Raw genomic sequence first — 26,026 nt, 5'->3', positions numbered from 1 at the left:
TATAGGGCTTCATCTTTTTTTGTCAATGGAAGCGCCAGAAAATCTGCAAATTTTACTAGATAAGTAAATCAGTGATACCCCTCATTATGGGGCTTTTACTGCGAATGACGGTTTGTCAATACTCCGAAAAGAGGGTTTGGTAGACCCCTGTCCGGCCAGTGTCGCCATTTTACCGGTTTGTAATCGTAAGGGGTACTCCTTATAATCCTGAGCCCGGAATCGGGGATGAACCATCATCCGCCCTCCTGAACCGATCGGTTATCGGTTACGTATCGATTCACCGAAACAAACATATCAACCATCCGCAGCCATACTTGGCCCCGCGGAACCAAAAGAGAGTGTGAGAGCGCTGTGAATAGCAAACGACCAGTAAATCTCGATCTCGGCAAGTTCCATTTCCCGCTGCCAGCCATCACTTCGATCCTGCACCGGATCAGTGGCATCATCGTTTTCGTTGGTGTTGCGTTCCTGTTGTACGGTCTGGAGCTCTCCCTGACAGGAGAAAGTGGCTTCAATCGGGTAAGTGAACTGCTGGACAGCTTCCTTGCCAAGCTGATCACCTGGGGCATTTTGTCTGCTCTGCTTTACCACCTGGTTGCGGGTATCAAGCACCTGCTCATGGATATGGGCATCGGTGAAGAGCTGCAAAGTGGCCGAGCCGCCGCCAAAATCACCGTTGTGGTTTCAGTAATTCTCATCCTTCTGGCAGGAGTCTGGGTATGGTAAGCAGCGTAACTAACCTCGGTCGCAGTGGCGTATTTGATTGGATGATCCAGCGGGTCACTGCCTACGTACTCGCCGCATACACATTGTTCCTTCTGGCGTTCATGTTGTTCACTGACGTGAACTATGAATCCTGGAACGCAATGTTTGATCAGACCTGGTTCCGGATTTTCACTCTGCTGGCGCTTCTTTCTCTGGGCGCGCACGCATGGGTAGGTCTCTGGACAGTCACCACCGATTACATCAAAGCTACTCTGCCGCGTTTTCTGGTGCAGGCTTTGTGTGGTCTCGTGATGTTCGTGTACCTGATCTGGGGCATTCAGATTCTTTGGGGGCTTTAATAGATGGCTAACATCAAAACCATGTCTTACGACGCGATTGTTATCGGTGGCGGCGGTGCCGGTATGCGTGCCGCTCTGCAGCTGACCGAATCAGGCGTCAATACTGCATGTATCACCAAGGTTTTTCCGACTCGTTCGCACACCGTGTCCGCCCAGGGTGGTATTACCTGTGCGATCGCCAGTGCTGACCCGAACGACGATTGGCGCTGGCACATGTACGACACCGTCAAGGGTTCCGACTACATCGGTGACCAGGACGCCATCGAGTACATGTGTTCCGTAGGCCCCCAGGCTGTCTTCGAGCTCGAGCACATGGGCTTGCCTTTCTCCCGTACCGAGCAGGGCCGTATCTACCAGCGCCCGTTCGGTGGCCAGTCCAAAGGCCCGGACAACCCCACTCAGGCTGCCCGTACCTGTGCCGCCGCTGACCGCACCGGTCATGCACTGCTGCACACCCTGTATCAGGCAAACCTGAAAGGTGGCACCTCGTTCCTGAACGAGTGGTACGCCGTCGATCTGGTCAAGAACGGTAAAGGCGAAGTGGTTGGTGTTGTCGCCATCGAAATCGAAACCGGCGACGTTTGCTACATCAAATCCAAGGCCACGGTTCTGGCCACCGGTGGTGCAGGCCGTATTTACGCGTCCACCACCAATGCCCTGATCAACACCGGTGACGGTATCGGCATGGCGCTGCGCGCCGGCTTCCCGGTTCAGGACATGGAAATGTGGCAGTTCCACCCGACCGGTATCCACGGTGCCGGCACGCTGGTAACCGAAGGCTGTCGGGGTGAGGGTGGTTACCTGATCAACTCCGAAGGCGAGCGTTTCATGGAGCGTTACGCGCCGAATGCCAAAGATCTGGCCGGTCGTGACGTTGTGGCCCGCTCCATGGTTATCGAGATCCTGGAAGGCCGTGGTTGTGGCCCGGAGAAGGATCACGTACTGCTGAAGCTGGATCACCTGGGTGAAGAAACCCTGAACCTGCGTCTGCCGGGTATCTGTGAACTGTCGCGCACCTTCGCACACGTGGATCCGGTGAAAGAGCCGATTCCGGTTGTGCCGACCTGTCACTACATGATGGGCGGTATTCCGACCAACGTGGGTGGCCAGGCCCTGACCCAGGACGAAAACGGCAACGATCAGCCGATTCCGGGTCTGTTTGCCTGTGGTGAGGCGGCCTGTGTATCCGTGCACGGCGCCAACCGTCTGGGCGGTAACTCCCTGCTGGATCTGGTGGTCTTCGGTCGTGCGGCTGGTCTGCACATTGAAGAGCAGCTGCGTGGTGGCTTCGAAGTGGATGACGCTTCCGAGGAAGACATCAAAAAAGCCATGGCCCGTCTGGATCGTCTGGACAGCGCCAAAGAAGGCGAGAGCGTGGCTGAGGTTCGCAAGGACCTGCAGGCGTGCATGCAGCTGTACTTCGGCGTATTCCGCGACGGCAAGAGCATGGAAGAAGGCCTCAAGAAGCTGGAAGCCATTGGTGAGCGTGTTCGCAACACCAAGCTGGCCGACACCAGCAGTGCCTTCAACACCGCCCGCATCGAAGCGCTGGAGCTGGACAACCTGTACGAGGTGGCCCTGGCGACCGCGATTTCCGCCGCCGAGCGTAAAGAAAGCCGTGGTGCTCATGCCCGTAACGACTTCACCGAGCGTGATGACGAGAACTGGCTGAAGCACTCCATGTACTTCCCGCTCGACAAGCGCGTTGGCAAGCGTGACGTGAACTTCGCGCCGAAGACTGTGCCGACCTTCGAGCCGAAAGTGCGGACTTACTAAGGGGGATAGAGAAGATGTTGGTAAGCCTTTATCGCTACAACCCGGAAACTGATAACGCCCCTTACATGCAGGACGTAGAGGTCGACATTCCGGAAGGCAAGGATCTGATGGTGCTTGATGTGCTGAACCTCATCAAGGAAAAAGATCCGTCAATGGCCTATCGTCGTTCCTGCCGTGAAGGTGTTTGTGGCTCCGACGGCATGAACATGAACGGCAAGAACGGTCTGGCGTGCATCACCCCGGTATCCGAAGTGGCCAAGAACAACAAGATTGTTCTGCGTCCGCTGCCGGGCCTGCCGGTGATTCGTGACCTGGTGGTGGATATGAACCTGTTCTACCGCCAGTACGAAAAGGTCACTCCGTACCTGATCAACGATACGCCGGCACCGGCCATCGAGCGCCTGCAAAGCCCGGAAGACCGGGAAAAGCTGGACGGTCTGTACGAGTGTATTCTGTGTGCGTGCTGCTCCACCTCCTGTCCGTCTTTCTGGTGGAACCCGGACAAGTTCATTGGTCCGGCCGGCCTGCTGCAGGCGTACCGTTTCCTGGCAGATAGCCGGGACACGGCCCAGCCTGAGCGTCTGGCAAACCTGGACGATCCGTTCAGCGTTTTCCGCTGCCGCGGCATCATGAACTGTGTTAGTGTTTGTCCCAAGGGTCTGAACCCGACCCGTGCCATCGGCCATATCCGGAACCTGCTGCTGCAGCGGGCGACCTGATCGGGCGATAGTTGCGAACAGTCTTGCCGGCCAAGGCCGGCAGACGACCCCTTTGAAGGCCTCGCTATATGCGGGGCCTTCAACCAATGGCTTATAGGCATTGGTATAATGGGGGTGCAGAATCAAACCCGCTGTTTGGAGGCTCTCACGGGCCCCGGGCAGTGTTGCTGATAAAAAATCACAGGGGACGGACCACTTCCTTGGCAGGAACGGTGGTCATAGTCATGCTGTAAAAACCCGTATTGACTGTGATCGGCCGCAACCTGATCATGCCGACTCCCCCGCACCAGCCCAAGGTGAGCTATTCAAATGCACGAAAGCATCATGGAGCAATTATGGCAGACCTCCCATTTGCAGGGTGGGAATCTGGCCTATGTTGAACAGCTTTTTGAAACCTACCTGACTGACCCGAACTCGATTCCCGAAGAGTGGCGCAGCTACTTTGATCAACTGCCCAGTGTCGATGGCAAGGGCGGCGTTGACGTAGCGCATTCTGTTATTCGTGAACAGTTCGAACATATCTCCCGCAATCAGCGTTTTCTCAGCGGTGGCGTGCCTGCCAATGCCACGTCCGCTGCTGACAAGAAACAGATCCGTGTATTGCAGCTGATTAACGCCTTCCGGTTCCGCGGCCACCAGGAGTCCAAACTGGACCCTCTGGGTGTCTGGCAGCGTCAGCCCGTGGAAGATCTTGATCCGCGCTTTCACGAGCTGAGCGGCCCGGATATGGACCTCGAGTTCCAGACCGGTTCCCTGAACTTTGGTTCGGAAACCATGAAGCTGGCCGACATCGTTGAAGGTCTGCGCAAGACCTACTGTGAGAAAGTCGGCGCCGAATACATGCACATTGTGGATACCCGCATCAAGCGCTGGTTCCAGCAGCGCATGGAGCCGGTTCGTTCCAGCCCCGAGTACGAGGCGGAAACCCGCAAGCATATTCTGGAGCGTCTGGTTGCTGCTGAAGGTCTGGAGAAGTACCTGGGTTCCCGTTATCCGGGTGTGAAGCGTTTTGGTCTGGAAGGTGGTGAAAGCCTGATTCCGTGCCTGGATGAACTCATCCAGCGTGCCGGTTCCTATGGTGCCAAGGAAATCGTTCTGGGCATGGCCCACCGTGGTCGCCTGAACGTGCTGGTGAATACACTGGGCAAGAGCCCCAGAGAACTGTTTGACGAGTTTGAAGGCAAGAAGCTGGCCGATTACGGCTCCGGTGACGTGAAATACCATCAGGGCTTCTCCTCCAACGTCATGACCCCGGGTGGTGAAGTGCACCTGGCCATGCTGTTTAACCCGTCACATCTGGAGATTGTCTCTCCGGTGGTTGAAGGTTCCGTTCGCGCCCGTCAGGATCGCCGTGGTGACACCACGGGTGATCAGGTTGTGCCCATCGTGATGCACGGTGATGCGGCGTTTGCAGGACAGGGCGTGGTCATGGAAACCTTCCAGGGTTCCGAGACCCGCGGCTTCGGTATTGGTGGCACGATCCACATCGTGATCAACAACCAGGTGGGCTTCACCACCCACAAGAAAGAAGACGCGCGTTCTACCGAGTACTGCACCGACATCGCAAAAATGGTTCAGGCGCCGATCCTGCACGTTAATGCGGACGACCCTGAAGCAGTGATGTTCGTCACCCGTCTGGCGATGGACTATCGTAAAGAGTTCCATCGTGATGTGGTGATCGATCTGGTTTGCTACCGTCGTCGTGGCCATAACGAGGCAGACGAACCAGCGGCCACTCAGCCGCTGATGTACGACAAGATCCGCAAGCTCAAGACCACCCGTACCCAGTACGCCGAGCGACTGATCGCCGAAGGTGTGATCAGTGAAGACGAATCCAAGAAAATGGAAAACGCCTATCGCGACGCGCTGGATAACGGCGAGCACGTGGTTCAGTCGCTGGTCAAAGAGCCAAACACGGATCTTTATGTGGACTGGACCCCGTACCTGGGCCACGAGTGGACCGCCGAGTGCCAGACCAGCGTACCGCTGAAAACCATTCAGGAGCTGGGCAAGAAAATGACCCAGTTGCCGGAAGGCTTCAGCATCCAGCGCCAGGTGTCCAAGATTGTCAAAGACCGCGAGAAGATGACGGCCGGTGCCCTGGCCCTGAACTGGGGCTACGGGGAAATGATGGCCTACGCGACCTTGCTGAATGAAGGCCATCCCGTGCGTATTACCGGTCAGGATGTGGGTCGCGGTACCTTCTCTCACCGTCATGCGGTGCTCCATAACCAGAAGGACGGTTCCACCCACATCACCTTGAAAGAACTGGCAGAGGACCAGCCTCGCTTCGACATTTACGACTCGTACCTGTCCGAAGAAGCGGTGGTCGCCTACGAGTACGGTTATGCAGGTACCTCGCCCAACAGCCTGGTCATCTGGGAAGCCCAGTTCGGTGACTTTGCCAACGGTGCCCAGGTGGTTATTGACCAGTTCCTGACCAGTGGCGAACACAAATGGGGTCGTCTGTGTGGTCTGACTCTGCTGTTGCCGCACGGCTACGAAGGCCAGGGTCCGGAACACAGTTCCGCCCGTCTGGAGCGCTTCCTGCAGCTGTGTGCGGAGCACAACATTCAGGTGTGCGTACCCACCACACCGTCGCAGGTGTTCCACATGCTGCGCCGTCAGGTGAAGCGTCCGCTGCGCAAGCCGCTGATCGCGATCACGCCCAAGAGCCTGTTGCGTCACAAGGAAGCAATTTCCGATCTGGACGATCTGACCACCGGCACATTCAAGACCGTGCTGCGTGAAAAGCAGTTGTCTGATCCGAAGAAAGTCACCCGCCTGATCATGTGTTCTGGCAAGGTGTACTACGATCTTCTGGAGAAGAAAAAGGCGGACGAGCGTGAAGACACCGCCATTGTTCGTATCGAGCAGCTGTACCCGTTCCCGGAAGACGATCTGTACGAGATCCTGGTCGAGTACCCGAACCTGAAGACCGCGATCTGGTGTCAGGAAGAGCCGATGAACCAGGGCGCGTGGTATCCGAGCCAGCATCACATGCATCACGTTCTGGATCGTTTGAATCCGAAGCTGAAACTTCAGTATGCCGGTCGTAAGGCCTCTGCCGCGCCTGCGTGTGGACACATGTCTGTTCACATTGAAGAGCAGAAGCAGTTGGTTAACGATGCGTTTGAACTCTGATGAGCTACCGAATTAAGGATTTGTAATGTCTATTGAGATTAAAGCCCCCGTTTTCCCTGAGTCGGTTGCCGAAGGCACCGTTGCGACCTGGCACAAGCAGCCGGGCGAAGCCTGTGAGCGCGACGAGCTGATCGTCGACATCGAAACCGACAAGGTGGTTCTTGAAGTGGTTGCGCCGGCTGACGGCGTAATTGAAGAAATTATCAAGAATGAAGACGACGTCGTGGAAAGCGGCGAAGTGATCGGCAAGTTCAAGGAAGGCGCCGCTGGCGAATCCAAGCCGGCCGAGGAAAGCAAGTCCGAAGACAAGGCGGAAGAGAAAGCGGAAGAGCCGAAGAAAGAAGAGGCGAGCTCCGGCGACGCGATTCTGAGCCCGGCAGCTCGCAAGCTGGCCGAAGAAAACGACGTTGATCCGTCCGCCGTTAAAGGCACCGGTAAAGATGGCCGTGTGACCAAGGAAGACGTGCAGAACCACATCAGCAACAAGCCGGCTGCTGACAGCAGTGCGTCCAAGCCGGCCGAAATGCCGAAGGTGGACGTAGCTCAGGGCGAGCGCCCGGAGAAGCGTGTTCCGATGACCCGTCTGCGCGCCAGCATCGCCAAGCGTTTGGTGGATGCTCAGCAGACTGCGGCCATGCTGACTACGTTCAACGAAGTCAACATGAAGCCAATCATGGATCTGCGCAGCCAGTATAAAGACAGCTTCCTGAAGCGCCACGACGTGAAACTCGGCTTCATGTCGTTCTTCGCCAAAGCCGCCACCGAAGCGCTGAAGCGTTTCCCGGCAGTGAACGCCTCCATCGACGGCAACGACATGGTGTATCACGGCTATCAGGATATCGGCGTTGCCGTTTCCACCGACCGTGGCCTGGTTGTTCCGGTTCTCCGTGATGTGGATTCCATGGGGCTGGCCGATATCGAGAAAACCATTGTTGATTACGGTACCAAAGCCAAGGGCGGCAAGCTGGGCATCGAAGACATGACCGGCGGCACCTTCACCATCACCAACGGTGGTATTTTCGGTTCCCTGATCTCCACGCCGATCCTGAACCCGCCGCAGACCGCAATCCTGGGCATGCACAAGATCCAGGAGCGCCCGATGGCGGTGAACGGTCAGGTGGAAGTTCTGCCGATGATGTACCTGGCACTGTCATACGATCACCGTATGATCGATGGCAAGGAAGCAGTACAGTTCCTGGTTGCAATCAAAGAAATGCTCGAAGATCCGGCGCGTATCCTGCTGGACGTATAAACCGACATTCCACGAATCAGAGAACAGGATAAATTATGTCTGACAAGTTTGACGTTATCGTCATCGGCGCCGGCCCCGGCGGTTACGTAGCGGCCATCAAGGCGGCTCAGCAAGGCCTGAAAACCGCCTGTGTTGAGTCCTGGACCAGCAAAGACGGCAAAAGCCAGGTGCTTGGTGGTACCTGCCTGAACGTCGGTTGTATTCCGTCCAAGGCGCTGCTGGAAGTGACCCACAAGTTCGAGGAAGCCAGCCACGACTATGAGTCCATGGGTATTCTGGCCAAGGACGTGGAAATCAACGTTGCCAAGATGCAGGAGCGCAAGCTCGGCATCGTTAAGCAGCTGACCGGCGGTATCGCCGGTCTGTTCAAGGCCAATGGCGTGACTTCCATCCACGGCCACGGCAAGCTGCTGGCGAACCACAAGGTTGAGGTGACCGACAAAGACGGCAACACCAAGACCTACGAAGGTGACAACGTGATCATCGCCACCGGCTCCAAGCCGATCGAGATCCCGCCCGCACCGTTCGATGGCGAGCATATTGTCGATTCCGAAGGCGCGCTGGAATTTGAAGAAGTACCGAAGCGCTTGGGCGTGATCGGTGCCGGCGTTATCGGCCTGGAACTGGGCAGTGTCTGGGCCCGTCTGGGTTCTGAAGTGACTGTGATCGAAGCCCAGGACAAGTTCCTGCCGGTGGTGGATCAGCAGATCGCCAAGGATGCCAAGAAGCAGTTCGAGAAGCAGGGCCTGAACATCGTTTTGGGCGCCCGCATGACCGGTGCTGAAGTTAAAAAGAACCAGGTCAACGTCACCTATGAAGACGCCAACGGCAAGCAGGAAGCTCAGTTCGACAAGCTGATCGTTGCCGTAGGTCGTCGTCCGTTTACCGATGGCGCCATCGCTGAAGATTCCGGCGTGAAGATGGACGAGCGCGGCTTTATCTTTGTCGATGACACCTGTAAGACCGAAGCGCCGGGCGTTTGGGCAATCGGTGACGTGGTACGCGGCCCGATGCTGGCCCACAAGGCATCTGAAGAGGGTGTGATGGTTGCCGAGCGCATCGCTGGCCACAAGCCGCAGGTGAACTACGATTGCATCCCGAACGTGATCTACACCTCTCCGGAAGTGGCCTGGGTTGGCAAAACCGAGGAAGAGCTGAAGGCCGAGGGTGAAGAGTACAACGTGGGTACCTTCCCGTTTGCCGCCAACGGTCGTGCCATGGCAGCGAACGCCACAGCGGGCATGATCAAGATCATCGCCGATGCCAAAACCGATCGGATTCTTGGCTTCCACGCTGTTGGGCCGCAGGCATCCGAGATTGTCGCTCAGGGCGTGATCGCCATGGAGTTCGGCTCCAGCGCCGAAGACCTGGCGCTGACCTGCTTTGCGCACCCGACGCTGTCCGAGTCGGTTCACGAGGCCGCCCTGGCGGTCAGCGGTGGGGCGATTCACATCGCCAACCGGCGCAAGAAGAAGTAAATGGCAGTAAACAACGGGGCGCATCATGCGCCCCGTTGTCGTTTACGGGGCTGGAATTGACCGGGCTCCTTGAGCTTCCGCGTTTTGGCCTCTAAATTGTCAGTTCCAGACAGAGTGTTTCTCTGGCAACCAGGGCTTTCCTCTAGCAACAACAAACGGGACAAGACTATGAATCTGCACGAATATCAGGGCAAACATCTGTTTGCCAAATATGGCTTGCCGGTATCCGAGGGCGTTGCCTGTGATACCCCGAAAGAAGCCGTGGAAGCCGTGAGCCAAATCGGCGGCGACAGCTGGGTCGTCAAGGCCCAGGTGCATGCCGGTGGTCGCGGCAAGGCCGGCGGCGTCAAGCTGGTCAAGAGTAAAGAGGAAATCCGCGAGTTTGCCGAATACTGGTTGGGCCGCAACCTGGTGACCTACCAGACCGATGAAAACGGTCAGCCGGTCAGCAAGATTCTGGTGGAAGCGGTCAGTGATATCGATAAGGAACTGTATCTGGGTGCTGTCGTGGATCGCGGCAGTCGACGGATTGTGTTCATGGCCTCTACCGAAGGCGGTGTGGAGATCGAGAAAGTTGCCGAGGAAACCCCCGAAAAAATCCTCAAAGCGGAAATCGATCCGCTGGTGGGCGCGCAGCCGTACCAGGGCAGGGAACTGGCTTTCAAGCTTGGGCTTGAAGGCAAGCAGATTGGTCAGTTCGCGAAGATTTTTGTCAATCTCGCCAGACTGTTTGAAGAGTGTGATCTGGCCCTGGTTGAAATCAACCCGCTGGTGATTACCAAGCAAGGCGACCTGCATTGTCTCGACTCGAAAGTGGGGGTCGACAGCAATGCCCTGTATCGCCAGAAAAAAATCCACGAGATGCACGATCCCTCCCAGGAAGACCCGAGGGAAGCGGAAGCCGCCAAGTGGGAACTCAATTATGTGGCTCTGGAAGGTAACATTGGCTGTATGGTCAACGGTGCCGGCCTGGCCATGGGTACCATGGATATTATCAAGCTGTCCGGCGGCCAGCCGGCCAACTTCCTGGATGTGGGTGGCGGTGCCACCAAGGAACGGGTATCCGAGGCGTTCAAGATCATCCTGTCTGATAAAAATGTGAAGGCGGTGCTGGTCAATATCTTCGGCGGCATTGTGCGTTGCGACATGATTGCTGAAGGCATCATTGGCGCGGTCAAGGAAGTGGGCGTGGAAGTGCCCGTGGTTGTTCGCCTTGAGGGCAATAATGCGGAGCTGGGCACCAGGGTTCTCGCCGATAGTGGCCTGAATATTCTGGCAGCAACCAGTCTGACCGATGCCGCACAGCAAGTCGTTAAAGCCGCAGGGGGTAAGTGATGAGTATTCTGATCAACAAAGACACCAAGGTTATCTGCCAGGGCTTTACCGGCGCGCAAGGCACCTTCCACTCAGAGCAGGCCATTGCTTACGGCACCAAAATGGTTGGTGGGGTGAGTCCGGGCAAGGGGGGCACCGAACACCTGGGGTTGCCGGTGTTCAATACCGTGCGCGATGCAGTGGACCAAACCGGTGCCCAAGCCTCGGTTATCTATGTGCCCGCACCCTTCTGTAAGGACGCGATCATCGAAGCGGCGGATGCCGGCATCGAGTTGATCATCTGTATTACCGAAGGCATTCCCACCATCGACATGCTGTACGCCAAGGAGTATGTGGACCAGAAGGGAGTGCGCATGATCGGTCCGAACTGTCCGGGTGTGATTACCCCGGATGAGTGCAAGATCGGTATCATGCCGGGCCACATCCATAAGAAAGGTAAAGTGGGTATTGTGTCCCGCTCGGGCACGCTGACCTATGAAGCGGTCAAGCAGACCACGGACTTCGGCTATGGTCAGTCCACCTGCGTTGGCATTGGTGGTGATCCGATTCCGGGGTCGAATTTCATTGATATCCTGACCATGCTTCAGGAAGACCCGGAAACCGAAGCCATCGTGATGATCGGTGAGATTGGTGGCACGGCGGAAGAGGAGGCGGCCGCGTTCATCAAACAGAACGTCACCAAGCCGGTGGTCGCCTACATTGCCGGGGTCACTGCACCTCCGGGCAAACGTATGGGCCACGCCGGCGCGATCATTTCCGGTGGTAAAGGCACTGCGGATGATAAGTTCGCCGCGCTGGAAGACGCCGGGGTCAAAACCGTGCGCAGTCTGGCGGAAATTGGTCAGGCCCTGAAAGACGCCACTGGCTGGTAAATCTGCCAGGGCGTTAAAAACCCCCGGAATCCCCTGATTCCGGGGGTTTTTGTGTCTTTATCCCCGCTGTTTTTCGGCCATTGCTTAACCCCGGCGCCCGTTCAGACTATAATGGCCGGTCATCCCGGCACACGGCGCGCCCGCGCCAGGCTTCGGGAATTCCGAAAACACAAAGAAGGAGTTCGTGCTTTGAGTTCAGTCGACCCCCAGCAACGGGTTTTGTCCGGCATGCGTCCGACCGGCAAGCTTCACCTCGGCCACTACCACGGTGTGCTGAAAAACTGGGTAAAGCTCCAGCACGAATACGAGTGCTTCTTCTTCATTGCCGACTGGCATGCCTTGACCACCCAGTACGATGATCCCTCCGGTATTGAGCAGAGCGTGTGGGACATGGCCATTGACTGGCTGGCCGCCGGCGTGAATCCGGGCTCGGCCACCATGTTCATTCAGTCGCAGGTACCCGAACACGCCGAGTTGCACCTGCTGTTGTCCATGATTACGCCGCTGGGATGGCTGGAACGCATTCCCACCTACAAGGACCAGCAGGAAAAACTCCGGGAAAAAGACCTGGCAACCTACGGTTTCCTTGGTTACCCGTTGCTGCAGACGGCTGACATTCTGATGTACCGTGCCGGCAAGGTGCCGGTGGGGGCGGACCAGGTATCCCACGTGGAAATTACCCGGGAGATTGCCCGCCGATTCAATCACATCTATGGCCGTGAGCCGAATTTTGAAGAGCAGGCCGAGGCGGCCATCGTCAAGATGGGCAAGAAAAACGCCAAGCTCTACCGCAACCTGAAAAAACGGTACCAGGAAGAGGGCGACGCCGAGGCGCTGGAAACAGCCCGGGCTTTGCTCAAGGAGCAGCAGAACATCTCCATTGGCGACCGCGAGCGCCTTTACGGTTACATTGAGGGCGGTGGCAAGGTGATCCTTCCGGAACCCCAACCCTTGTTGACCCCGGAATCCAAAATGCCGGGTCTGGACGGGCAGAAAATGTCCAAGTCCTACAATAACTACATCGGCCTGCGTGAAGAACCGGACAGTGTGGCGCAAAAAATCCGCACCATGCAGACCGACCCCCAGCGTGTTCGCCGAACCGACCCGGGTGAGCCGGAAAAATGTCCGGTTTGGGGGATGCACAAGGTTTATTCAGACGAGGCAACCTGCCAGTGGGTGCAGACCGGTTGCCGCAGCGCCGGTATCGGCTGTCTGGACTGCAAAAAACCTTTGATCGACGCCATCATCGAAGAGCAGAAGCCGCTGCACGAACGAGCCCGTGAATACGAAGGTGATCCGGACCTGGTGCGTTCGATCCTGCAGGAGGGCCGCGAACAGGCCAGCGACGCTGCCCGGGACACCCTTGAGGAGGTTCGTGCTGCGATGGGGCTGAGCTACCGTTAAACCAGGGCGCGGGCCGCCAGGAGAGGGCATGACGGACGAGATCACCGAAGTCAGCGGCAGTGAACCAGAGCAGCCAGCGGAGCCGGACAACCCGCTGGCGCTGGTCTCCGGCAAACCGCTGGTGGATCTTCCCAAGGATCTCTACATACCACCCGATGCCCTGGCGGTGTTCCTGGAAACCTTCGAGGGTCCGCTGGATTTGCTGTTGTATCTCATCCGGCGCCAGAACATGGACATCCTGGACATTGATGTCAGCGAGATTACCCGCCAGTACATGGATTACATCAGCGCCGTGGAAGCCATGCGGTTCGAGTTGGCCGCCGAATATCTGGTTATGGCCGCCACGCTGGCGGAAATTAAATCCCGCATGCTATTGCCGCGTCAGGAAGCCGAGGACGACGAGGAAGTTGATCCAAGAGCGGAATTGATCCGCCGCCTTCAGCAATATGAGCGGTACAAGCAGGCAGCCGAAGACATCGACGACTTGCCGCGCATGGACCGCGATACCTTTTACGGCTCTGCGGCGTTGCCTCAACTACCCAGTTCACAGCCATACCCGGACGTGGCCATGCGCGAGTTGTTACTGGCCATGCAGGGAGTGCTGCAGCGGGCCGATCTCTTTACCAGCCACCATGTGGAGAAAGAAAAACTTTCCACCCGTGAGCGCATGTCTCAGATTCTGTCCCTGTTGCAGGGCGATCGTTACCTCACCTTTGAAAGCCTGTTTTCGCCCGAGGAGGGACGTCTGGGGGTGGTGGTCAGTTTCCTGGCAACACTGGAGCTGGTGAAAGAAAGCCTGATAGAAATAGTTCAGGCGGATGTTTTTGCGCCCATCCACATCCGCGCCAGAGCAAACGCGAGTGACTAGAACATGAAAGAAGACCATCTGCTCAGGCTGCGAGCCATTGTCGAGGCACTGCTATTGGCAGCCGGCAAGCCCTTGTCGGTGGACCAGTTGCGCGATGCCTTTGCTGAAGATGAACGGCCCACCCGGCAAATCATGGAGCATGTGCTGGTGATGCTGGCCGATGCCTGTGAGGACCGGGGGTTTGAACTGAAAAACGTGGCCAGCGGCTATCGACTGCAGGTGCGCCAGGAGTTTGCGCCCTGGGTACGTACGTTGTTCGAGGAAAAGCCCCAGCGGTATTCACGGGCCCTGCTGGAAACCCTGGCGCTGATTGCCTATCGCCAACCGATCACCCGTGGCGAAATTGAAGAAATACGTGGTGTTACGGTAAGCAGCAATATCATCCGCACACTGTCTGAGCGAGAGTGGGTGCGTGTGGTTGGCCATCGCGATGTGCCGGGCAGACCGGCCATGTATGCCACCACGCGCCAGTTTCTGGATTATTTCAACCTGACCGGCCTGGATGAGCTTCCGCCGTTATCCGAGATAAGGGATCTGGAAGAGATTGGCCGGGAAATGGAAAAGAACATGCAGGGGGAAATCGAATTTGATGCCTCCGAAAAAACACTTCATTGATGCCACCGGCATCCGATAGCAACAAGGATTCAGACCATGAAGGCATCCGGTCCCGGAAAAAAAGCCCCGGGAAAACACATTCGCCGCGAGGAGTCAGCGGCACCCGCCGGCCCGGAGCGTATACAAAAATTGCTGGCCAGGACCGGCGTCGGTTCGCGCCGGGAAATTGAAGGCTGGATGGCTGCCGGCCGGCTGTTGGTGAACGGTGAGATTCCTTCGCCCGGACAAAAGGCTTCCCCGGAAGATCGCTTTGAGCTGGACGGCAAACTGCTGGATACCAGTGCCGCCAGGGATGTGGTTCGCAGGGTGCTGATCTACAACAAGCCAGAAGGTGAAGTGACCAGCCGCAAAGACCCGGAGGGCCGGCCCACGGTGTTTGACCGCCTGCCACGCCTGAAAGATCAGCGCTGGATTGCCATTGGCCGTCTGGACATCAACACCACCGGGCTGGTGTTGTTCACCACAGACGGTGAGTTGGCCAACCGTCTTATGCACCCGTCCAACGAAATAGACCGCGAATACGCTGTAAGGGTCTTTGGTGAAGTGGACGAGGCGATGATCCAGCGCCTGCTCGACGGGGTGTTACTGGAAGACGGCACCGCCAGTTTCTCTGATATCACACCGGCTGGTGGCAAGGGCATGAACCAATGGTTTCATGTGACTCTGATGGAAGGTCGCAACCGGGAGGTTCGTCGACTGTGGGAATCCCAGGGAGTGAAGGTCAGTCGCCTGAAGCGCGTTCGTTACGGGCCGATTTTCCTGCCATCCAGACTGACTCTGGGCAAGTGGGAAGAGCTGGACCAGAAAGCGGTGGATACCCTCAGCCGCACCGTGGGACTGTCGCCGGTGGCCATCCCGCAAAAAACACCGGGAGAACAGGCGGTGCATGATCGTCAGCGTCGGAAAAGTCCGGGTAAGTCCGCCAGGAAATCGGGCAGGGGTAGCTGGCAGGTCAGCGACACCCGTCCGCCAAAACGCCGCTCCTGAGCAGCGTTTGTCCCGGCGGCTCAGTTGATGGTGGCAAACACGCGGGTGCAATTGCGCCCGTGGTCTTTGGCCCGATACAAAGCTTCGTCCGCCCGTGCCAGCCAGTGGTCCACGTCCTCTCCCGGCAGATAGGTCGCCACACCACAGCTGGCGCTGACAGAAACCAGGCTTTCGTCAGCGTCTACCCGCAGGCCTTCGATGGCCAGACGAATACGGTCTGCCACGTCTTTGGCATCACCGCTGCTGGTGTGGGGCAGCAGCACCGCGAACTCTTCCCCTCCGAACCTGTATACGCTGTCAGAGGTGCGCAAGGACCGGTCTATCTGTTCCGCGGTACGCGTGAGAATGTGGTCACCGACGATATGGCCGTAGGTATCGTTTATCCGCTTGAAATAATCCAGATCACACAGAATCAGGCTCCAGGGAGCGCCATGACGCTCAGCCAGGGCGCCAGCCCGCTGAAGGGCCTCGTCCATTGCGCGTTTATTGCCGATGCCGGTCAGCGAATCCGTTAGTGCCGCCTGTTCGATGGCGATAAAGCGGCAGGCGTTGCGCAACGGGCAGATTAGCGCGGAAATCAGCATCTCGAAACCGGTCATTTCCTCCTCGCTGAACCGCTGGCGGCGGTGAAAACTCAGGGTGCCGTAGTAGTTTCCCTCCAGCGACAAACGGTATTCACATCGGTGTGGACCACCCACGCCCTTGGAGAACACGAAGTCCTGGCGGGCAATCCGGTTTCGGTAGTTCATGGCATCGAAGGGAATGATGTCCACGGCTTCCTCGGCAATCATCCCCAGCTGGGTTTCCAGACACAGGGTCGTGGACAGGCGTCTGGTCAGGCGAGTGAGCGCATCCGGCGCACTGCTCCATTCCTGGAAAGATTGTTTCAGGGCCGCTAAACGGGCCGGACGCGACGTTGAAGACTGAATTGACGTCAGATTTTTCACAACGCGACTCACTCTGGTTGCTGATTAATTGGTTGATGCTGTGGTTTAAGCAGAAAAAATGCCAGAAAACAAAATGTCCCACAAAACAGATGGTTATTTTGCTTTTTTAAGGTATATCCAGAATGAAGTTTAAGTGTGACACTTTAGGCGTCATTTTTTCGGCAGGTTTTTGCCGGCCAAGGCTGTGGTAAACTCTCGCGCTAAACAAGAATCCGTCAGACAGGGTGCAAAGGAATGAACAGATCGGAGGAAAGCGCCTGACATGCGGCTTAAATCGATCAAACTGGCCGGTTTCAAATCCTTTGTTGACCCCACAACCGTGCCTTTTCCGTCCAATATGACCGCCGTGGTCGGTCCCAATGGTTGCGGCAAGTCCAACATCATTGATGCCGTGCGCTGGGTCATGGGGGAGAGCTCCGCCAAATATCTGCGTGGCGAGTCCATGTCCGATGTTATTTTCAATGGGTCCACCGCCCGCAAGCCCGTGGGTCAGGCCTCCATTGAGCTGGTGTTTGATAATTCCGATGGTTCCGCTCCCGGTGAGTTCGCCAGTTTTAATGAGATTTCCGTCAAGCGGCGGGTCTCCCGGGAAGGACAATCGGCTTATTTCATGAACGGTGCCAAGTGCCGGCGCCGGGACATCACCGACCTGTTCCTGGGCACGGGCCTGGGGCCGCGCAGCTACGCAATCATCGAACAGGGCATGATTTCCCGGTTGATCGAGGCCAAACCCGAAGAGCTGCGCATCTATATCGAAGAGGCGGCCGGCATTTCCAAATATAAGGAACGTCGACGGGAGACGGAAAACCGGATCCGGCGCACCCAGGAAAACCTCGAGCGCCTGACAGACCTGCGTGAGGAGCTGGAACGCCAACTGCAACACCTTGAAAAACAGGCCGCTGCCGCTGAGAAATACAAAGCCCTAAAGCAGGAAGAGCGGCAGAAAAAAGCCGAGCTCACGGTCTTGCGCTGGCAATCACTGGACAACGACCTGCATAGCTGGCGCAGCAAGATCCGTGACACCGAGCTGGAGCTGGAAAAGCTGTTGACCGAAAGGCTCAGTCTGGAAACCTCGCTGGAATCGTTGCGTGATGACCATCAGCAGCGCAACGAACACTTTAATCGCGCCCAGGCCCGCTATTACGAGGCTGGAGCCGACATTGCCCGGATTGAACAAAGCATCGAGCACCAGCGTGAGCGCAGCCGTCAGACCGCCGCTGAATTGGACCAGGCCATGGCCAACCAGCGGGAAATCGACAGCGAACTGTCCCAGGATGAGCAGCGTCTGGCAGGCCTTGAAGAAGAGCTGGCCATGCTGGAACCGGAACAGGAAGCCTTGTCTCTGCGTACCGAGGAATCCGGCGAGCAGCTCCAGCGGGCCGAAGACGCCATGGCTGACTGGCAGCAGCAATGGGAAGCTTTCAGTGCCCGCTCCTCAGATGCCCGGCGTCAGGCGGAACTCGCACAATCCCGTATTCGTTCGCTGGAACAGGCCATCGATCAACTGAAAAATCGAAGTCAGAAGTTGCAGGATGAGCAACAACAGCTCAACAGCCAGATAGACCGAGACGAGCTGGAACAACTGACGGATCAGCACCAGACCCTGACCCGGCAGAGCGAGGAGATGGCCGAGCGCATTGCCCAGTGGCAGGCGCAAGCCAACGAGGCCAGACAGGCAACCCGCGAAGCAGAACAGCAGGCTGCGGAGTGCCAGCAATCCGTTCAAACACTAAAAGCGACGCTGGAGTCCCAGTCCGCGCTGCTGGCAGAGCAACTGGGTAGTCAGAATGACGCCTTGCAACAATGGCTGGCGGAGCAGGGGCTGGATACAGCGCCCCGGATAGCTTCGCAGTTGACGATTGAAAACGGCTGGGAATTTGCCGTTGAACAGGTGCTGGGTCGGTTTGCACAGGGTGTGGTGGTGCCCGGGCTGGATTCGTTCAGTCGTGCGCTTGAATCCGCTCCGAAAGGCCTGGCAGTGCTGGCGGGCGATAGCCTGGTTACTGGCGGTCATCATGGCCTGGCTGCAAAAGTGTCCGGTTTGCCGGCATTGGCCGGCATGCTGGCGGGCATTGATGTGGCGCCCTCCATGGCCGAGGCCATGGCGCGGCGCGATCAGTTGCAGCCAGGTGAGAGTGTAATCACCCCCGATGGCGTCTGGCTGGCGTCTGGCTGGGTTCTGATGCCGGATTCCGACGCGGCCCAGACCGGGGTGATTGAGCGCCAGAAAAAGGTGACCGGGCTTGAAGCCGAGCTGGCGCAGGCTCAGGCGGCCCTGGAGCAGGCCCGTGAAGTGCTGGAGCACCGGCGCGAACAGGAAGAGCGTACCGAGCTCGAGCGCAGCCAGGCGCAAGGGCAGCAACAGCAAACGGACCGCGAATTGAGTGCCCTTGCCTCTCAAATCAGTGGCCTTAGGGCCAGAACCGAACAGATTGACGCGCGCCTGGCCAATATCGTTGAAGACATTGACGACGTGTCGGCGGAGCTGGAAGAACAGCAGGAAAATCTGGAGTTGGCCCGGGAGGATTGGGATGCCGCCCTGGCTGCCAGCGAAGACCATGACGAAGAGAAAGAGCGGCTGCTGGAACAGCGTGACAGCCTGCGCGAAAACCTCGACCGTCTTCGCCAGCAGGCCCGGCATGATCGTGACCATGCCCACCAGCTACAGCTACAGCTGCAAACCCTGCAAAGCCAGCGAGACGGCCTGAAACAGACCATCGAACGCATGCGGCTGCAGAAAGGCCGGCTTGACGAACGGCTGGAGGTCCTGCGTGAAGCCCGTGAAAGCGCGGAAGAGCCGGTGGAAGACCTGCAAATGCAGCTTGAAGGCCTTCTGGACCGGCGGTTTGCCGAGGAAGAAAAGCTCAGCGCCGCCCGGGATGCCCTTGAAGACATTGACCGGGAAGTGCGAGAGCGGGAACAGCGCCGCCATCGCACCGACCAGGAGGCCCAGACTGTCCGGGAAACGCTGGAGACCCTGAAGATGGAATCGCAGGCGCTTGAGATTCGTTCCGGCAATCAGCTTGAACAATTGCGGGAATTGGACGTGTCCCTGCGGGATGTGCTCGACCGGCTACCCGAAGGCGCCAATGAGAAAGACTGGGCGGAAGAGTTGGAGAAAATCGGCAACCGGATCCAGCGTCTGGGGGCCATCAACCTAGCGGCGATTGAAGAATATCAAGTACAGAGCGAGCGCAAACGCTACCTGGATGAACAGAACGACGATCTGATCGAAGCCCTGGAAACGCTCGATAACGCCATGCGCCGGATTGACCGGGAAACCCGGCAGCGCTTCAAAGAGACCTTCGACAAGGTCAATCACGGTTTGCAGGCGCTATTTCCCAAGGTGTTTGGCGGCGGCAATGCCAGTCTTGAGCTGACCGGCGAGGATCTGCTGGAAACCGGCGTTGCCATCATGGCCCGGCCACCGGGCAAGAAAAATACCACCATTCACCTGCTCTCGGGTGGTGAAAAAGCACTGACCGCCATCGCCCTGGTGTTTTCCATCTTTCAGCTGAACCCGGCGCCATTCTGCATGCTCGACGAGGTCGACGCGCCGCTGGATGACGCCAACGTGGGGCGCTACGCCAACATGGTCAAGGAAATGTCCAAACAGGTGCAGTTCATCTACATTACCCATAACAAGATTGCCATGGAAAATGCTGATCAGTTGATGGGTGTCACCATGCATGAACCCGGATGTTCGCGTCTGGTGTCGGTGGATGTCGATGAGGCAGCCGCGCTGGCCGAAGCGTGATGATTGATTGAAACTCACGTAACCATGACAATAACGCCATCTGGGCCCGCTGCGCGTTGGTTGTAGTAGAATAGGGCACCACAAAACCTCATGTTAAGAACTGAAAACAGGACAGCCGTATTATGTCTTTAAGGGAGTGGTTGATTGCCATTGGCGCCCTGATCATCATCGGAGTCGTGCTTGACGGTCTGCGGCGCATGCACCGCGCCCGCAAGGAATCAATGGCGATTTCCTCAAGCATGGGGGCGGATGACCTTTCCGAATCTCCCCTGGAAGATGGCTACAACCCCGAGCTTCCCAACGGCGGCGCGCGCCCGGTGGGTGGCGGTGCCAGAAAGCCGGACGACCTGAGCAGTTCCGACGACGAGGTAACACCGGAAACCGGCTGGAGCGCCACTGACGATACCGCCGAGGGAATTGTTGGTCAGCCCCGGGTGGTGAAACCGGCCGGGGCCGGCCAGAACGCCGGGGAACAGGAGCCTCCGGTGGTGACCGACGTTGAGCGTGACACCGCCCGGCGTAATGCCCGGAAAGCCCGTCCGAAACCGAAATCCGGTCCTGACAAACCGGCCCGCAAAGCCGAGCCCAAGCCGGAAAAGCCTTCCCGGCCCGAGCCGGAACCGTTTTCTGAACCGGCAGCCGAACCTCAGCCGGCCCGGCCGGCCAAGAGCGACCCGCCCGCCGGTGCCAATCGACCGGAAGCCAAGGAAGTCATCGTGATTAATGTGCTGGCGGAGCCCGGCGCGCAATTTCACGGCGAAGCGCTGACCAAACTGTTCGAAGCCTGTGGCCTTGAATATGGTGACATGGACATCTATCACCGCCACGAAGGCACGGATACCACCACCCCGGTGCAATTCAGCGTGGCCAGTGCAGTAGAGCCGGGCACCTTCCGGCCGGATGAAACCGCCAACCTGACAACCCCGGGCATCAGTTTCTTCATGAGCCTGCCGGGTCCGTCCAATGCGATGCAGGCCTTTGATTTCATGTTTGAAACGGCCCAGTGTGTGGTGCGCAACATGGGCGGCGAGCTGAAAGACGAACGCCGCAGCGTGATGACGCCGCAAACCGTTGAACATTGCCGCCAGCGCATCCGGGAGTTTGAGCGCAAGCAGCGCTTCCCCCGTACCTGATCGATCGTCTCAGCCCAGGAACACTGACCTGATGACCAAGGCCCCTGACACAGTCCAGGCGCGCGTGGCCAAGCTGCGCGCCGAACTCGAAGATCATAACTATCGCTACTACGTGCTGGATGATCCGAAAATTCCGGACGCGGAGTATGACCGGCTTTTCCGGGAGCTGCAGAACCTGGAAACCGAATATCCGGAGCTGGCCAGCGATGATTCACCCACCCGCCGCGTTGGTAGCGCCACCGACACCAGCTTTTCCGAAGTGGTGCACCGGATCCCCATGCTGTCGCTGGACAACGCATTCAGTGGCGAAGAACTGGAAGATTTCGATCGCCGCATCCGCGACAGACTGGGCGTGGATGACGCTGTTGAATATGTCTGTGAGCCCAAGCTCGACGGCCTGGCGGTGAGCCTGCATTACCTGGGCGGAAAGCTGGTTCAGGCCGCCACCCGGGGCGATGGCTATACCGGCGAAGATATCACCGCCAATATCCGCACGATTCCGTCTGTACCGCTGACCTTGCGAGGTAAGGACTACCCCGGGGAGGTCGAAGTGCGCGGAGAAGTCTACATGCCCCGGGCCGGCTTTGAGCGTCTTAATGCAAAGCTGGCCGAGCAGGGCGAAAAGACTTTTGTCAATCCGCGCAATGCTGCCGCAGGCAGCCTGCGGCAGAAAAAATCCACGGTCACCGCCAGGCGCCCGCTGGAGTTCTGTGCCTACAGTCTGGCGGTAACTGATGAAAGCATACTGCCGGACACCCACTGGGACAGCCTGCAGCTGGTGCGTGATTGGGGGTTCCGCCTGAACCCGGAGATGCGCAAGGCCAGGGGCGTCGAGGCGTGTCATCAGGCCTACGAGGACCTGATGGCCAAGCGGGACAGCTTGCCGTACGAGATTGACGGCATTGTGTTCAAAGTCAATCGCCTGGATCTGCAGCAACAATTGGGATTTGTCTCCCGGGCTCCGCGTTGGGCCATTGCCCGCAAATTTCCCGCCCAGGAAGAGACCACCACCATTGAAGACGTGGAGTTCCAGGTAGGCCGCACCGGTGCCGTGACTCCGGTGGCGCGCCTCAAGCCGGTGTTTGTCGGCGGTGTGACGGTCAGCAATGCCACGCTGCACAACATGGATGAGATCAAGCGGCTGGATGCCCGCATCGGTGATACCGTGTTTATCCGCCGTGCCGGCGATGTCATTCCGAAAGTTGTGAAGGTGGTTCTGGAAGAACGCCCGGATGATGCCCGGGAAGTGACCCTGCCGGAGCACTGTCCGGTGTGCGGTTCAGACATTGTCCAGATTGACGGCGAAGCGGTGGCCCGTTGCTCAGGCGGCCTGTACTGCCCGGCCCAGCGCAAGGAGGCCATTCGTCATTACGCCTCTCGCAAGGCCATGGACATCGAAGGTCTGGGCGACAAGCTGATTGATGCGCTGGTGGAAGAGGGCATGGTTAACACTGTCGCCGATATCTATCGACTGACCCGCTTCCAGCTTTCCACGTTGGAGCGGATGGGCGACAAATCGGCGGCCAACCTGATCGCCGCTATTGATCGTTCCCGCAATCCGGTGCTGTGGCGCTTTCTCTACGCCCTGGGTATTCGTGAGGTTGGTGAGGCGACAGCGAAGGCCCTGGCTTCGAACTTCGGCACTCTGGAGGCGATTGCCGGGGCATCCGAAGAACAACTTCAGGAAGTGCCGGATGTCGGGCCCATTGTCGCCGGCCATATTCGCAGTTTTTTCGAACAGTCCCACAACCGGGAGACGCTCGAGTCACTCAAAGACGCTGGCGTTCACTGGCAACAAGAGCGCGTGACCCGCGCCGCGGATTTGCCGTTGAAAGGGGAAACCTGGGTGCTGACCGGTACCCTGTCTGGCATGACCCGTGGGCAGGCAAAGGAAAAGCTGGAAAGTCTCGGGGCCAAGGTGGCCGGTAGCGTGTCCAAAAAAACGGCGTGTGTGGTCGCCGGTGAGGCGGCCGGCTCCAAGCTGGAAAAAGCCGAGCAACTGGGCGTGCCAGTGCTGGATGAAGCTGGATTACAGGCGCTTCTGGCAGAGCACGGTCTGACGGATTGACTGGAAGGGGTGGCTCAGACCTCGCCCTCCTGACGGCTGACATTGGCGTAGAGCTTCAGGTAATCCGTGCTGGTGACAATGCCCTCGGGTTTGCCCTGGGCATCGACAACCAGCGCCGCGTTCAGGTGGTGCGCCAGCATCAGGCGGGCCAGCTGATGGGCGTCGGTTTCCGGTGAGGCGGTGAGAAAAGCCGGTAATTCAATGTTGGTAAGGCTTTTGTGGATGGCTTCCGAGGTGTGTTCGTGCAGCCAGGTGAGCAGCCAGCGCAGATCTATCAGGCCGGCAACATTGTCGTCTGCCAGCACCACCAGGTGGTGGACCCCGTTGTTTTCCATGTGGGTGATGGCTTCAGAGACCGAGACACTGGCTGGTACGGAATAGGCGGCCGGTGAGCAGATTTCAGAAACGGGGAGGTAAGCCCGCTGCTCGAGACTCTCACCGCCGGCTGCGGTGCCGTATTCCTGCAGGGCCTGTTGCCGGCGCCGGCTGTTTCCGCCACCGCTATGGGCTGCCTGCTGAAATTCGGCATCGGTGGCTTCACTGTGGTCGGTGGAAATAGCGGCCGACTCAGCCATTTCGGTGACATCGCCCACCGGCCGGTTACGGAATACCGCCGGCAGTCGCGTACCCAGTGGCCGTCCAGGTTCACTGACGTAAATAGACATTCCTTCCCCCCGAATCACCAAACCTCACTCTTGATACCTCAGTTTACCGGTCGGTGGCAAGTTACTTACGGTAAAGGCGTTCCGGTGCCACCCGACGGATAAGGGGAAGTGGCAGGCACCGGGGCTGGTACGTCAGGCAATCGGCCAGGAATTCGGCAAGTAACGGCGCCCAGGCTAGGCCTTTACTGCCCAGTCCGGTGAACAGGTACAGGTGATTGCCGGTGCTGGGGGCTGATGACTCGAGGGGTGTCAGTGGGCCTGCGGCCGGTTGGTAATCGTGGGTGGTGCACCGGAAACCGACGCGCCCCTGCAGGTCTGAAACCGGCGTTGTGGCGGCTCTTCGGATCGAGGGGAGCAATTCCTCGAGGCCATCAAGATTGGCCTGGTGACTCTCTTGTGACAGTTCCGGGTTGCTGTCCCGCAAGTCAAAGGTGGCACCGGTTACCGCCATGCCGTTGAGTGCGGGATTCAGGTACTTGGTACCACAGACCACCGTTTGTGGCAGGTTGAAGTCGCTTTCCGGCAGACAGGATATCTGGCCTCGAATGGGTTTCAGGCGTAATTCGCCGGTCCCCGTCAATATCGCGGAAGTCTGGTGCCCGGCAGCGACCACCAACTGGCTAACGGTTATCCGTTCGCCATTACCATCCGACAGTTGCCATTCCTGCCCTTCTGTACGTATGGCCTGAACCTCGAAGCCGAAGCGTTTCTGGATGAGCGGGTGATCTGCCAAGGCAGCGCAGGCTTTTGCCGGTTCAAGCCATCCGGAGCCCGGGAACCACAAACCACTGTGGGGAACATCGACGCCCGCGAGCTCCGACGCCTGCAGTGGACTGACCGGTTGCAAGAAGGTTTCAGGGTATTGATTGCGGGCGAGGAACCGGCGCTGGCGGTCCGCTTCCTGCTCGGTACCCGCGACTTGAAGCAGTCCGGTCGGGTGCCAGAACTGGTTCTGCCAGCGTCGATAAAAGCGCTGGCTGAAGGCAAGGGCCGTGGCGGCCAGCTGGGTTTGCGCGTTGTATTCCACCCCAAGCTTGACGTACAAAGCCCCCTGGGGGTTGCCGGAGGCCGCCTGGCCCGGCTGTTCGGCCTGATCAATCAGGATGACCGGCCGCCCCCGTTCCGCCAGGTTGCGGGCCAGGGCGGTGCCGGCGATACCCGCGCCAATGATGGCAACCGGGCCATCGGGCTGATTGCTCTGCCTGGCGTCCTTATCCGTGAGCTGGCCAGCCAGCATATCTCGTTTGCGGCCAAACCCGGGGACTTTGCGCATGTCAAAGCCCGCTTCAGCGAGAGCGCGGCGTATTCGGCCGACGGCGGTAAAGGTAGCCAGGGTTGTGCCGGGCTGGCTGTGCCGGTGAATTTGCGCGATGGCGTTTTCCAGCCACATTTCCGGGTTCAGTGAGGGCGCGAAGCCATCAAGAAACCAGGCGTCCGCCGTGAAATCCAGATCCTGCCAGGCTTCCAGTACATCGCCGAAATACAGCGTCAGTCGAACCCGGCCGCCGGCGAGGACCAGGCGATGGGTGCCCTGAATCAGTGGTGGGTAATTGTCTGCCAGTTCACGGGCCGATTCGGACAGCTCCGGCCATAGTGCCAGCGCCTGTTCCAGTTCGGGGCGGGCCAGCGGATAACGTTCAACCGAGATGAAATGCAGGGTGCCGGTATCACCAGCCGGGCGGGTGGCCAGCCATTCGGACCAGGCCGCGAGAAAATTCAGGCCGGTACCAAAGCCGGTTTCGGCAATTACAAATGATTGTCCGGCCCGGAGCTGGGCGAAACGTTGAGGCAGGTGGTTGTGTTGAATAAAGACGTAGCGGGTTTCAGCCAGGCCATTTTCCCGGCTGAAATAGACGTCGCCAAAACGGGTGGATGCGGGCACGCCATCGCGCCAGACCAGTCCTGCCGGCTCCATGGCCGGCGGCTTCAGGCTCTGTGTCAT

Annotated in this window: 19 protein-coding genes; 16 read left to right on the top strand and 3 right to left on the bottom strand. The window is 58.3% G+C overall.

All coding sequences use genetic code 11. From position 1 onward, the window contains the following. Positions 1–351 precede the first annotated feature (351 nt). The 13 genes from sdhC (at position 352) to rluB (ending at position 15,514) form a co-directional block, all read left to right on the top strand. Positions 352–726, top strand: coding sequence for a succinate dehydrogenase, cytochrome b556 subunit (sdhC, locus tag BMZ63_RS11485; protein ID WP_091705636.1), 375 nt, complete (start codon positions 352–354; stop codon positions 724–726). Next, the gene (gene sdhD / locus BMZ63_RS11480) at positions 720–1,064 is read left to right on the top strand and encodes a succinate dehydrogenase, hydrophobic membrane anchor protein (protein ID WP_091705635.1); all 345 of its coding nucleotides are present in this window, start codon (positions 720–722) and stop codon (positions 1,062–1,064) included. The genes sdhC and sdhD overlap by 7 nt, the downstream gene beginning before the upstream one ends. Before the next feature lie 3 nt (positions 1,065–1,067). Then, positions 1,068–2,840: a succinate dehydrogenase flavoprotein subunit gene (gene sdhA, locus BMZ63_RS11475; RefSeq protein ID WP_091705633.1), complete on the top strand. Its 1,773-nt coding sequence runs from the start codon at positions 1,068–1,070 to the stop codon at positions 2,838–2,840. Between the two features lie 14 nt (positions 2,841–2,854). Next, complete coding sequence (locus BMZ63_RS11470; RefSeq protein ID WP_091705631.1) at positions 2,855–3,559, top strand: succinate dehydrogenase iron-sulfur subunit; 705 nt, start codon at positions 2,855–2,857, stop codon at positions 3,557–3,559. A gap of 309 nt (positions 3,560–3,868) precedes the next feature. Then, the gene (locus BMZ63_RS11465; protein WP_091705629.1) at positions 3,869–6,703 is read left to right on the top strand and encodes a 2-oxoglutarate dehydrogenase E1 component; all 2,835 of its coding nucleotides are present in this window, start codon (positions 3,869–3,871) and stop codon (positions 6,701–6,703) included. A gap of 25 nt (positions 6,704–6,728) precedes the next feature. Then, positions 6,729–7,955: a 2-oxoglutarate dehydrogenase complex dihydrolipoyllysine-residue succinyltransferase gene (gene odhB, locus BMZ63_RS11460; RefSeq protein ID WP_091705627.1), complete on the top strand. Its 1,227-nt coding sequence runs from the start codon at positions 6,729–6,731 to the stop codon at positions 7,953–7,955. A 35-nt stretch (positions 7,956–7,990) separates the two neighbouring features. Further along, positions 7,991–9,433, top strand: a complete 1,443-nt coding sequence (lpdA, locus tag BMZ63_RS11455; protein WP_091705625.1) for a dihydrolipoyl dehydrogenase — start codon at positions 7,991–7,993, stop codon at positions 9,431–9,433. A 168-nt stretch (positions 9,434–9,601) separates the two neighbouring features. After that, a complete protein-coding gene (gene sucC, locus BMZ63_RS11450) occupies positions 9,602–10,768 on the top strand; it encodes an ADP-forming succinate--CoA ligase subunit beta (protein ID WP_091705623.1) in 1,167 nt (388 codons plus the stop codon). Continuing rightward, on the top strand, positions 10,768–11,640 hold the full coding sequence (gene sucD / locus BMZ63_RS11445; RefSeq protein ID WP_091705622.1) for a succinate--CoA ligase subunit alpha: 873 nt from the start codon (positions 10,768–10,770) through the stop codon (positions 11,638–11,640). Before sucC ends, sucD begins: the two co-directional genes overlap by 1 nt. Before the next feature lie 189 nt (positions 11,641–11,829). Beyond that, positions 11,830–13,044, top strand: a complete 1,215-nt coding sequence (locus BMZ63_RS11440; protein ID WP_091705620.1) for a tryptophan--tRNA ligase — start codon at positions 11,830–11,832, stop codon at positions 13,042–13,044. Positions 13,045–13,072: 28 nt separating this feature from the next. Beyond that, on the top strand, positions 13,073–13,912 hold the full coding sequence (locus tag BMZ63_RS11435; RefSeq protein ID WP_091705618.1) for a segregation and condensation protein A: 840 nt from the start codon (positions 13,073–13,075) through the stop codon (positions 13,910–13,912). 3 nt (positions 13,913–13,915) lie between these two features. After that, a complete protein-coding gene (scpB, locus tag BMZ63_RS11430) occupies positions 13,916–14,527 on the top strand; it encodes an SMC-Scp complex subunit ScpB (protein ID WP_091705617.1) in 612 nt (203 codons plus the stop codon). Positions 14,528–14,563: 36 nt separating this feature from the next. Continuing rightward, positions 14,564–15,514 carry a 23S rRNA pseudouridine(2605) synthase RluB gene (gene rluB / locus BMZ63_RS11425; RefSeq protein WP_091705615.1) on the top strand — a complete coding sequence of 317 codons (951 nt, stop codon included), beginning with the start codon at positions 14,564–14,566 and terminating at the stop codon, positions 15,512–15,514. A 20-nt stretch (positions 15,515–15,534) separates the two neighbouring features. Here rluB and BMZ63_RS11420 read toward each other — a convergent pair whose 3' ends face one another. Then, positions 15,535–16,461 (bottom strand): GGDEF domain-containing protein, encoded by a 927-nt coding sequence (locus BMZ63_RS11420; RefSeq protein WP_091705664.1) that lies wholly within the window; start codon positions 16,459–16,461, stop codon positions 15,535–15,537. Positions 16,462–16,723: 262 nt separating this feature from the next. On the opposite strand from BMZ63_RS11420, the gene smc reads away from it, so the two are divergent. The 3 genes from smc to ligA all read left to right on the top strand — a co-directional run bounded on the left by smc (position 16,724) and on the right by ligA (position 23,419). Beyond that, positions 16,724–20,218 (top strand): chromosome segregation protein SMC, encoded by a 3,495-nt coding sequence (gene smc / locus BMZ63_RS11415; protein WP_091705614.1) that lies wholly within the window; start codon positions 16,724–16,726, stop codon positions 20,216–20,218. A 122-nt stretch (positions 20,219–20,340) separates the two neighbouring features. Then, a complete protein-coding gene (gene zipA, locus BMZ63_RS11410) occupies positions 20,341–21,351 on the top strand; it encodes a cell division protein ZipA (RefSeq protein ID WP_091705612.1) in 1,011 nt (336 codons plus the stop codon). Positions 21,352–21,382: 31 nt separating this feature from the next. Continuing rightward, positions 21,383–23,419 (top strand): NAD-dependent DNA ligase LigA, encoded by a 2,037-nt coding sequence (gene ligA / locus BMZ63_RS11405; protein WP_091705610.1) that lies wholly within the window; start codon positions 21,383–21,385, stop codon positions 23,417–23,419. Between the two features lie 14 nt (positions 23,420–23,433). Here the strand turns inward: ligA and BMZ63_RS11400 are convergent, their stop codons facing one another. Both BMZ63_RS11400 and mnmC read right to left on the bottom strand, forming a co-directional pair. After that, positions 23,434–24,084 carry a CBS domain-containing protein gene (locus BMZ63_RS11400; RefSeq protein WP_091705609.1) on the bottom strand — a complete coding sequence of 217 codons (651 nt, stop codon included), beginning with the start codon at positions 24,082–24,084 and terminating at the stop codon, positions 23,434–23,436. 61 nt (positions 24,085–24,145) lie between these two features. Next, the gene (gene mnmC / locus BMZ63_RS11395; protein ID WP_091705607.1) at positions 24,146–26,026 is read right to left on the bottom strand and encodes a bifunctional tRNA (5-methylaminomethyl-2-thiouridine)(34)-methyltransferase MnmC2/FAD-dependent 5-carboxymethylaminomethyl-2-thiouridine(34) oxidoreductase MnmC1; all 1,881 of its coding nucleotides are present in this window, start codon (positions 26,024–26,026) and stop codon (positions 24,146–24,148) included.

The sequence above is a fragment of the Marinobacter persicus genome (genome assembly GCF_900114155.1).
GTDB lineage: Bacteria > Pseudomonadota > Gammaproteobacteria > Pseudomonadales > Oleiphilaceae > Marinobacter > Marinobacter persicus.
This window is presented reverse-complemented; position numbering and strand designations above follow the sequence as displayed.